Source organism: Streptomyces sp. CC224B (genome assembly GCF_030010595.1).
In the GTDB taxonomy this organism is placed as follows: Bacteria; Actinomycetota; Actinomycetes; order Streptomycetales; family Streptomycetaceae; genus Streptomyces; species Streptomyces longispororuber.
Genome location: NZ_JASCXL010000186.1, coordinates 1 through 10,445, shown reverse-complemented (window position 1 = coordinate 10,445; position 10,445 = coordinate 1). Strand labels below are relative to the sequence as shown.

Genomic DNA, 10,445 nt, shown 5'->3' with positions numbered 1-10,445 from the left:
TCGGTTCCGCGGGGGGGGGGGCCCCCCCCCCCCCGCCCCCGGGGCCGCCCCGGGCGGGGGGGGGGGGGGGGGGGGGGGGGGGGGGGGGGGGGGGGGGGGGGGGGGGGGGGGGGGGGGGGCGGGGGGGGGGGGCCCCCCCCCGGGGGGGGGGGGGCGGGGGGCCCCCCCCCCCCCCGGGGGGGGGTGTGCCCCCCCGCGCCGGGCGCGCAGTTCCCCGCGCCCCTGAGGGCGCCCTCCTACAGCCCTAGCGAGACTCCACCGGGACGAAGTCCCGGATGACCTCGCCGGTGTAGATCTGGCGGGGACGCCCGATCCGCGAACCCGGCTCCTTGATCATCTCGTGCCACTGGGCGATCCAGCCCGGCAGCCGGCCGAGGGCGAACAGGACCGTGAACATCTCGGTCGGGAAGCCCATGGCCCGGTAGATGAGGCCGGTGTAGAAGTCCACGTTCGGGTAGAGCTTGCGCTCGACGAAGTAGTCGTCGGCCAGCGCGTGCTCCTCCAGCTTCAGGGCGATGTCCAGGAGCTCGTCGGACTTGCCGAGCGCGGAGAGGACGTCGTGCGCCGCCGCCTTGATGATCTTCGCCCGCGGGTCGAAGTTCTTGTAGACGCGGTGCCCGAAGCCCATGAGCTTCACGCCGTCTTCCTTGTTCTTCACCTTGCGGATGAAGGAGTCGACGTCGCCGCCGGTGGCCTGGATGCCCTCCAGCATCTCCAGGACCGACTGGTTGGCGCCGCCGTGCAGCGGGCCCCACAGCGCGGAGATGCCCGCGGAGATCGAGGCGAACATGTTCGCCTGCGAGGAGCCCACCAGGCGGACCGTGGAGGTCGAGCAGTTCTGCTCGTGGTCCGCGTGCAGGATCAGCAGCTTGTCGAGCGCCGCGACCACGACCGGGTCCAGCTCGTACTCCTGGGCGGGGACCGAGAAGGTCATGCGCAGGAAGTTCTCGACGTACCCGAGGTCGTTACGCGGGTAGACGAACGGGTGGCCGATCGACTTCTTGTACGCGTACGCCGCGATCGTCGGCAGCTTGGCGAGCAGCCGGATCGTGGAGAGGTGGCGCTGCTTCTCGTCGAACGGGTTGTGGCTGTCCTGGTAGAACGTGGACAGCGCGCTGACCACGGAGGACAGCATGGCCATCGGGTGGGCGTCGCGCGGGAAGCCGTCGAAGAAGCGCTTGACGTCCTCGTGCAGCAGCGTGTGCTGGGTGATCTCGTTCTTGAACGTGGCGAGCTCGTCGACCTTCGGCAGCTCGCCGTTGATCAGCAGGTACGCCACCTCGAGGAAGGTGGAGCGCTCCGCAAGCTGCTCGATGGGGTAACCCCGGTAGCGCAGGATGCCCTGCTCGCCGTCGAGGTAGGTGATGGCGGATTTATAGGCGGCGGTGTTGCCATAGCCGCTGTCCAGGGTCACCAGACCGGTCTGGGCGCGGAGCTTGCCGATATCGAAGCCCTTGTCGCCGACAGTGGACTCGATCACCGGGTAGGTGTACTCGCCATCGCCGTACCGCAGTACTACAGCCTTGTTAGCGTTCTCGCTCACGTCATCCCTCACCGACGTTGTGCCTCTTCTTCGAGGTGCCCTGACTGTCTCTACCATCCCCCATTTGGCCCTGGAGAGTGCACTCGGGGTCGACCATTGGGCCTACTGGCGGCACTCAGTGCCGCCAACCTGCTCATCCTGCCCCTTTCGTTCCGGTTCCGGAAGTGGGGTGTGACCTTTACGACTCAAATGATCGATCACCCACCCGGCGGCGTTGACGCCGGGAGACGTCAGGCCGCCCGACGGCCCGCGAGCCGGTGGTCCAGGGCCGTGCAGCGCCTGCCGGCGGAGACCGTGCGCACCGCCTGACCCAGAGCCTTGCGCGAACCGACGAGGACGACCAGCCTCTTGGCGCGGGTCACGGCCGTGTAGAGCAGATTCCGCTGGAGCATCATCCAGGCGCCGGTGGTGACCGGGATCACCACCGCCGGATACTCACTTCCCTGTGAGCGGTGGATCGTCACGGCATAGGCGTGCGCGAGTTCGTCGAGCTCGTCGAAGTCGTACACCACCTCCTCGTCCTCGTCGGTCAGGACGGTGAGGGTCTGCTCGTCCGCGTCCAGGGCGGTGACGACGCCGACCGTGCCGTTGAAGACGCCGTTGGCGCCCTTCTCGTAGTTGTTGCGGATCTGCGTGACCTTGTCGCCGACGCGGAAGACGCGGCCGCCGAAGCGCTTCTCGGGCAGGTCCGGGCGGCCGGGGGTGACGGCCTGCTGGAGCAGGCCGTTCAGCGTGCCGGCGCCCGCGGGGCCGCGGTGCATGGGGGCGAGGACCTGTACGTCCCGGCGCGGGTCGAGGCCGAACTTCGCCGGGATGCGCCGGGCCGCCACGTCCACGGTGAGCCGCCCGGCCTCCTCGGTGTCCTCGGCCACGAACAGGAAGAAGTCCTTCAGGCCCTGCGTCAGGGGCGGCTGCCCGGCGTTGATGCGGTGGGCGTTGGTGACCACGCCCGACTCCTGGGCCTGGCGGAAGACCCGGGTCAGGCGCACGGCGGGGACGGGGCTGCCCTCGCTCAGGAGGTCGCGCAGGACCTCGCCCGCGCCGACGCTCGGGAGCTGGTCCACGTCGCCCACGAACAGCAGGTGCGCGCCCGGCGGCACGGCCTTCACCAGCTTGTTGGCGAGCAGCAGGTCCAGCATGGACGCCTCGTCGACGACGACCAGGTCGGCGTCCAGGGGGCGGTCGCGGTCGTACGCCGCGTCGCCGCCGGGCTTCAGCTCCAGGAGGCGGTGGACCGTGGAGGCCTCGGCCCCGGTCAGCTCGGCCAGGCGCTTGGCGGCGCGGCCCGTGGGCGCGGCGAGCAGCACCTTGGCCTTCTTGGCGCGGGCCAGCTCGACGACGGAGCGCACGGTGAAGGACTTGCCGCAGCCGGGCCCACCGGTGAGGACGGCCACCTTCCGGGTCAGGGCCAGCCGGACGGCCTCCTGCTGCTCGGGCGCGAGCTCGGTGCCCGTGCGCCCGGCGAGCCAGGCGAGCGCCTTGTCCCAGGCGACGTCCTGGAAGCCGGGCATCCGGTCCTCGTCGCTGTGCAGCAGGCGCAGGAGCTGGGCGGCCAGGGACAGTTCGGCGCGGTGGAAGGGGACCAGGTAGACGGCGGTGACGTCCGGGCCGCCGTCGGGGCCGGGCACGGACTCGCGCACCACCCCCTCCTCCTCGCCCGCGAGTTCGGCCAGGCAGTCGATGACCAGGCCCGTGTCGACCTGGAGGAGCTTGACCGCGTCGGCGATCAGGCGCTCCTCGGGCAGGTAGCAGTTGCCCTGGTCGGTGGATTGCGACAGCGCGTACTGCAGGCCCGCCTTGACGCGGTCGGGGCTGTCGTGCGGGATGCCGACGGACTGGGCGATGCGGTCGGCGGTCAGGAAGCCGATGCCCCAGACGTCGGCCGCGAGGCGGTACGGCTCGTTCCGCACCACGGAGATGGAGGCGTCGCCGTACTTCTTGTAGATGCGCACGGCGATGGAGGTGGAGACGCCGACGCCCTGGAGGAAGACCATCACTTCCTTGATGGCCTTCTGCTCCTCCCAGGCGTCGGCGATGCGCTTGGTGCGCTTGGGTCCGAGGCCCGGCACCTCGACGAGGCGCTTCGGCTCGCGCTCGATGACGTCGAGGGTGTCCAGGCCGAAGTGGGTGGTGATGCGGTCGGCCATGACCGGGCCGATGCCCTTGATGAGGCCGGAGCCCAGATAGCGGCGGATGCCCTGGATGGTGGCGGGCAGCACCGTCGTGTAGTTCTCCACCGTGAACTGCTTGCCGTACTGCGGGTGGGAGCCCCAACGGCCTTCCATCCGCAGGGACTCCCCCACCTGCGCGCCGAGCAGCGAACCGACGACCGTGAGCAGGTCGCCGGCGCCGCGGCCGGTGTCCACCCGCGCGACCGTGTAGCCGTTCTCCTCGTTGGCGTACGTGATGCGCTCCAGGACGCCCTCGATGACGGCCATGCGGGGCGCGGGGACACCGGGCTCGCCCCGCCGGGCAGCAGTCGACATGATCCGACGCTACCGCCCGGCACCGACAACGCCTACGGCGTCCTGGCCTTGCGGGTGTCCCGGCCGGTCGCCCACGCATCGCCCCCGCACATCACGATGCACACCGCGATGCACATCACGATCGGATTTCGGCCACCTGTCCGGGTCTTGCCAGCGGACGTGTAATCGATTCCAATCCTCGTGTAATCGATTCCACGAGGAGGTGGCATCGGCATGGCAAGCGTCGGCATCAAGGACGTCGCGGCCCGCGCGGGGGTCTCCGTGGCGACGGTGTCCCGGGTCCTGAACGCGCACGCGTCCGTCAGCCCGGCCGCCCGGGCCCGCGTGCTCGACGCCGTGGAGGCGCTCGGGTACCGGCCCAACACGCTGGCCCGGTCGCTGCGCACGGACCAGACGCGCACGCTCGGGCTCGTCATCAGCGACGTCCTGAACCCGTACTTCACCGAGCTGGCCCGCTCCGTCGAGGAGGAGGCCCGCGCGCTCGGCTACAGCATCATCTTCGGCAACGCCGACGAGCGGCCCGAGATCCAGGACCACCACATCCGCACCCTCCTGGACCGCCGCATCGACGGCCTGCTCGTCTCCCCCACCGACGGCGGCTCCCCGCTCGTCCTGGACGCCGCGCGCGCGGGCACCCCGATGGTGTTCGTCGACCGGTGGATCGCCGGCGTGGACGTGCCCGTCGTGCGGGCGGACGGCAGCGCGGCGGTGCGCGACCTGGTGGCCCATCTGCACGGCCTCGGGCACCGCCGCCTCGCCATCATCGCGGGGCCCGCCACGACCACCACCGGCAGCGAGCGCGTCGCCGCCTTCCGCGACGCCCTCGCGGAGTACGGCCTCGACCTGCCGGACGCCTACGTGGGCCAGGGCGACTTCCAGGCCGCGAGCGGGCGCCGCGCCACCGAGCGGTTCCTTGACCTGCCGACGCCGCCGGACGTCGTGTTCGCCGCCGACAACCTGATGGCGCTGGGCGCGCTCGACGCGCTCCGCGCGCGCGGGCTGCGCGTCCCGCACGACATCGCGCTCGCCGCGTTCGACGACATCCCGTGGTTCGTGCACACCGACCCCCCGGTCACCGCGATCGCGCAGCCCACCGGCGAGCTGGGCCGGGCCGCCGTACGGGCCCTGACCGACCGCATCGAGGGGCGCGCGCCCCGGTCGGTGACGCTGCCCGCGCGCCTGGTCGTCCGCCGCTCGTGCGGGGAGGCGGCCGCGCCCGGGTCCCGTACCGGGGAGGCCCCCGCCGGAAGGAGCGACTCGTGAGCCACGACCGTGAGCTGCTGCGCGTCGAGGGCGTCCGCAAGGCCTTCCCGGGCGTCGTGGCGCTGGACGGCGTCGACTTCGACCTGCGCGCGGGCGAGGTCCACGTACTCCTCGGCGAGAACGGCGCGGGCAAGAGCACGCTGATCAAGGTGCTCTCCGGCGCGCACCAGCCCGACGCCGGGCGCGTCCTGGTCGACGGCGAGGAGGTCCGCGTGCAGGGCGCGCGGGACGCCGAGCGGCTCGGGATCGCCACGATCCACCAGGAGTTCAACCTCGTCCCCGACCTGACGGTGGCCGAGAACATCTTCCTGGGCCGCCAGCCGCGCCGCTACGGCCTGATCGACCGCAAGAAGATGGAGGCCGACGCGGCCGGCCTGCTCGCGCGCGTGGGCGTCGACGTGTCCCCCCGCGCCCGCTGCCGCGACCTCGGCATCGCCCGCCTCCAGATGGTGGAGATCGCCAAGGCGCTCAGCCTGCACGCGCGCGTGCTCATCATGGACGAGCCGACGGCCGTGCTCACCGCCGAGGAGGTCGGCACGCTCTTCGCCCTCGTGCGGTCGCTGCGCGCGGACGGCGTGGGCGTCGTCTTCATCACCCACCACCTGGAGGAGATCGCCGCGCTCGGCGACCGCGTCAGCGTCATCCGCGACGGCCGGAGCGTGGGCCAGGTGCCCGCCTCGACGCCGGAGGACGAGCTGGTGCGCCTCATGGTGGGCCGGTCCATCGCGCAGCAGTACCCGCGCGAGCGGCCCGAACTGCCGCAGGACGAGGCGCCGTTGCTGCGCGTGCGCGGGCTCACCCGGCGGGGCGCCTTCCACGACGTGGGCTTCGAGGTGCGCGCCGGCGAGGTCGTCGGCGTCGCGGGCCTGGTCGGCGCGGGCCGTACGGAGGTCGCGCGGGCCGTCTTCGGCGCCGACCCCTACGACGAGGGCTCGGTGGAGGTGGCGGGCCGGGCGGTGCCGCGGCACGACGTGTACGCGGCGATGACCGCCGGGATCGGCCTCGTACCGGAGGACCGCAAGGGCCAGGGCCTGGTCCTGGACGCCTCGGTGGCGGACAACCTCGGCCTGGTCACGCTGCGTTCGGCGACCCGTGCCGGGCTGGTGGACCGGGGCGCCCAGCACGCCGCGGCCGAGCGGATCGCCGGGCAGCTCGGCGTGCGCATGGCGGGCCTGCACCAGCACGTGCGCACCCTGTCCGGCGGCAACCAGCAGAAGGTCGTCATCGGCAAGTGGCTGCTCGCGAAGGCCCGCGTGCTGATCCTCGACGAGCCGACGCGCGGCATCGACGTCGGCGCGAAGGTCGAGATCTACCAGCTGATCAACGAGCTGACGGCGGCCGGCCACGCCGTCCTGATGATCTCCAGCGACCTGCCCGAGGTGCTCGGCATGAGCGACCGGGTCCTGGTCATGGCCCAGGGCCGGCTCGCGGGCGAACTCCCCGCCGCCGAGGCGACGCAGGACGCGGTGATGGCGCTCGCCGTCACCACGTACGCCGACGGGGACGCGCCCGCGGGCGACGAGAACCCCGGGGCCGAGAACCCCGCGCCCGAGAACTCCGGAACCGAGACTCCCGGAACCGACAAGGAGGCCCCCCGTGGCACCCACTGACCTGCGCCCGGGCGAGCCGGGCACCACCCGGGCGGGCGGCCTCGACCTGCGCCGCCTGCTGCTCGAGAACGGTGCGCTGAGCGCCCTGGTGGTCCTGGTGGTGGCGATGTCGCTGCTCTCCGGCGACTTCCTGACCACGCAGAACCTCCTGAACGTCGGCGTGCAGGCGGCCGTGACGGCGATCCTCGCGTTCGGCGTCACCTTCGTCATCGTCGCCGCGGGCATCGACCTGTCGGTGGGGTCGGTGGCGGCGCTGTCGGCGACCGTCCTCGCCTGGTCCGCGACCAAGGAGGGCCTGCCCGTCTGGCTCGCCGTGCTCCTGGCCGTGGCCACCGGCCTCGCCTGCGGCGTCGTCAACGGGCTGCTCGTCTCGTACGGCAAGCTGCCGCCGTTCATCGCGACGCTCGCGATGCTGTCGATCGGCCGCGGCCTGTCCCTGGTGATCTCGCAGGGCAGCCCGATCCCGTTCCCCGACTCCGTCTCCAGGGTCGGCGACACGCTCGGCGGGTGGCTGCCGGTGCCGGTCCTCGTCATGGTCGTGATGGGCCTGCTCACCGCGGTGGTCCTGGCGCGCACGTACCTCGGCCGCGCCATGTACGCGATCGGCGGCAACGAGGAGGCGGCCCGGCTGTCGGGGCTGCGCGTGCGGCGGCAGAAGATCGCGATCTACGCGCTCTCGGGTCTGTTCGCCGCCGTCGCGGGCGTCGTGCTCGCCTCCCGGCTCGCGTCCGCGCAGCCGCAGGCCGCGCAGGGGTACGAGCTGGACGCCATCGCCGCGGTCGTCATCGGCGGCGCGAGCCTCGCGGGCGGCGTCGGCAAGGCCTCGGGCACGCTGATCGGCGCGCTGATCCTCGCCGTGCTGCGCAACGGCCTCAACCTCCTGTCCGTGTCGGCGTTCTGGCAGCAGGTGGTCATCGGCGTCGTCATCGCGCTGGCCGTCCTGCTCGACTCGGTGCGCAGGAAGGCCGGGGCCGCGCCGGGCGCCCCCGCCGGGAGTACGTCGTCGGGGACCGGCCGCAAGGGCCCGCAGGCGCTCAGGTACACCCTCGCGGCGGTCGTCGCGGCAGCCGTGATCGCGGCGGTGTCGCTGTGGAACAACGGCTCCTCGGGTACCTCGACGAAGGTCGGCCTGTCGCTGTCGACGCTGAACAACCCCTTCTTCGTCCAGATGAAGGAGGGCGCCCAGGCGGAGGCCCGGAAGGCGGGCGTCGACCTGACCGTCACCGACGCGCAGAACGACGCCTCCCAGCAGGCCAACCAGCTGCAGAACTTCACCAGCGGGAACATGGGGGCCGTCGTCGTCAACCCGGTCGACTCCGACGCGATCGGCCCGGCCGCGCGCGCCGCGAACAAGGCGGACATCCCCGTCGTCGCCGCCGACCGGGGCGTGAACGAGGCGGACGTCGCCACGCTCGTCGCCTCCGACAACGCGGCGGGCGGCCGGCAGGCCGCGAAGGCCCTCGCCGACAAGCTCGGCGGCAAGGGCACGGTGGTGGTCCTCCAGGGCACCGCGGGCACGTCCGCGAGCCGCGAGCGGGGCCGGGGCTTCGCCGAGGGCATCAGGGCCTTCCCCGGCATCGAGGTGGTCGCGAGGCAGCCCGCGGACTTCGACCGCGCCAAGGGCCTGGACGTGATGACGAACCTGCTGCAGGGCCACCCGGACGTCGACGGCGTGTTCGCCGAGAACGACGAGATGGCGCTCGGCGCGGTGAAGGCCCTCGGCTCCAAGGCCGGGAAGTCGGTCTCGGTGGTCGGCTTCGACGGCACGCCGGACGGGCTGAAGGCGGTCGCGGACGGCACGCTGTACGCGTCGGTGGCGCAGCAGCCCGAGGAGCTGGGCCGGATCGCGGTCCGCAACGCCGTGGCCGTGGCGGACGGCGAGAAGGTGCCGTCGACGGTGAAGGTGCCGGTGAAGGTCGTCACGTCCGCGAACGTGAAGGACTTCCGGTGAGCGCCGTTCCTCCGGTGCCGCCGCGTCGCTCCGGTGACCGTACGGTGGACGGTACGGCGAGCGGCACGGTGCAGGGCTCGGTGAACGGTGAACAGGGTGAAAGGCAGTACGGGAATGCGTGAGTACGACCTGCTGGTCGTGGGGTCGGCCAATGCCGACCTGGTGACGGCCGTGGCGCGGCGGCCGGGCCCCGGGGAGACGGTGCTCGGCTCGGACCTCGCCGTCCATCCGGGCGGCAAGGGCGCCAACCAGGCGGTGGCGGCGTCCCGGCTCGGGGCGCGCACGGCGCTGCTGGCGCGGGTCGGCGACGACGCGTACGGGCGGCTGCTCCTGGACTCGCAGGAGTCGGCGGGCGTGGACACGGCGGGCGTCCTGGTGGGCGGCGCGCCGACCGGGGTCGCGCTGATCACGGTGGACCCGTCGGGCGACAACAGCATCGTGGTGGCGCCGGGCGCGAACGCGCGCCTGACGCCGGACGACGTACGGGCGGCCGGGGACCTGTTCGCGGCGGCGCCGGTGGTGTCGGTGCAGCTGGAGATCCCGCTGGAGACGGTGGCGGAGGTGGCCCGCGCGCTGGCCCCCGGCGCCCGTCTCGTCCTGAACCCGTCGCCGCCGGCGCCGCTGCCGCCGGAGGTCCTCGCGGCGTGCGATCCGCTGATCGTGAACGAGCACGAGGCGCGGGTCGTCCTCCAGGGCGCGGGTGCCGACGTGCCGGACGCGCCGGAGGACTGGGCGCGGCGGCTCCTGGACCTCGGCCCGCGCTCCGTGGTGGTGACGCTCGGCGCGGAGGGCGCCCTGGTCGCCACGGCGGACGGCACCGAGCGGGTGCCGTCGGTGAAGGTCGACGCCGTGGACACGACGGGGGCCGGGGACGCGTTCACGGCGGCCCTGGCCTGGCGGCTCGGCGCGGGCGAGGACCTGGCGACGGCGGCCCGCTTCGCGGCCCGCGTGGGCGCGCTCGCGGTGACGCGGGCCGGGGCGCAGGTCTCGTACCCGACGGGCGCCGAGGTGGCGGCGCTCGGCGAGGAGGGCGCGGCGCGGTGAAGCGAGCGGGCGTCCTCAACCGCGCTCTCGCGGGCGCGCTCGCGGAGCTGGGCCACGGCGACCGGCTGCTCGTGTGCGACGCGGGCATGCCGATCCCGGCGGGGCCGCGCGTGGTGGACCTGGCGTTCGTGGCCGGGGTGCCGTCGTTCGCCCAGGTCCTGGACGGGCTGCTCGCGGAGCTGGTGGTGGAGGGCGCGGTGGCGGCGCACGAGGTCCGCGGGGCGAACCCGGAGGCGGCCGCGCTGCTCGCGGACCGGTTCCCCGGCCCGTCGCTGGAGTTCGCGCCGCACGACGAGCTGAAGGAGCGGTCGGCGCGGGCCCGCCTCGTCGTCCGCACGGGCGAGGCACGCCCGTACGCGAACGCGCTGCTGACCTGCGGAGTCTTTTTCTGAGACGGCGCCTGGCGGGTGCGCGCTGTGGTGCGCTCGGCACCCGCTGCGCGGGCCGTACGCGCTTCGAGGGGGCCCGGTCCATGGACCGGGCCCCCCGGGGTGCCCCCCCCCCCCCGGGGCGCGGGGGTGCCCCCCCCCGGGGGCCCGGGCCCGACA

Annotated in this window: 7 protein-coding genes; 5 read left to right on the top strand and 2 right to left on the bottom strand. The window is 73.3% G+C overall.

The annotated features are described in order from the left end of the window. Positions 1-244: 244 nt before the first annotated feature. Both QK440_RS39735 and QK440_RS39730 read right to left on the bottom strand, forming a co-directional pair. Entirely contained in the window at positions 245-1,543 is a 1,299-nt protein-coding gene (locus QK440_RS39735; RefSeq protein WP_282798138.1) for a citrate synthase, read from the bottom strand. A gap of 230 nt (positions 1,544-1,773) precedes the next feature. Next, entirely contained in the window at positions 1,774-4,029 is a 2,256-nt protein-coding gene (locus tag QK440_RS39730; RefSeq protein ID WP_282798137.1) for an ATP-dependent RecD-like DNA helicase, read from the bottom strand. Positions 4,030-4,242: 213 nt separating this feature from the next. Here QK440_RS39730 and QK440_RS39725 point away from each other — a divergent pair, with 213 nt between their 5' ends. The 5 genes from QK440_RS39725 to rbsD all read left to right on the top strand — a co-directional run bounded on the left by QK440_RS39725 (position 4,243) and on the right by rbsD (position 10,289). Further along, on the top strand, positions 4,243-5,292 hold the full coding sequence (locus tag QK440_RS39725; RefSeq protein WP_282798136.1) for a LacI family DNA-binding transcriptional regulator: 1,050 nt from the start codon (positions 4,243-4,245) through the stop codon (positions 5,290-5,292). After that, positions 5,289-6,902: a sugar ABC transporter ATP-binding protein gene (locus tag QK440_RS39720; RefSeq protein ID WP_282798135.1), complete on the top strand. Its 1,614-nt coding sequence runs from the start codon at positions 5,289-5,291 to the stop codon at positions 6,900-6,902. Before QK440_RS39725 ends, QK440_RS39720 begins: the two co-directional genes overlap by 4 nt. A 1-nt stretch (position 6,903) precedes the next feature. Further along, positions 6,904-8,853 carry a substrate-binding domain-containing protein gene (locus QK440_RS39715; protein ID WP_282798139.1) on the top strand — a complete coding sequence of 650 codons (1,950 nt, stop codon included), beginning with the start codon at positions 6,904-6,906 and terminating at the stop codon, positions 8,851-8,853. A gap of 114 nt (positions 8,854-8,967) precedes the next feature. Next, complete coding sequence (rbsK, locus tag QK440_RS39710) at positions 8,968-9,897, top strand: ribokinase (protein ID WP_282798134.1); 930 nt, start codon at positions 8,968-8,970, stop codon at positions 9,895-9,897. Continuing rightward, a complete protein-coding gene (rbsD, locus tag QK440_RS39705; protein WP_282798133.1) occupies positions 9,894-10,289 on the top strand; it encodes a D-ribose pyranase in 396 nt (131 codons plus the stop codon). Before rbsK ends, rbsD begins: the two co-directional genes overlap by 4 nt. Positions 10,290-10,445 lie beyond the last annotated feature (156 nt).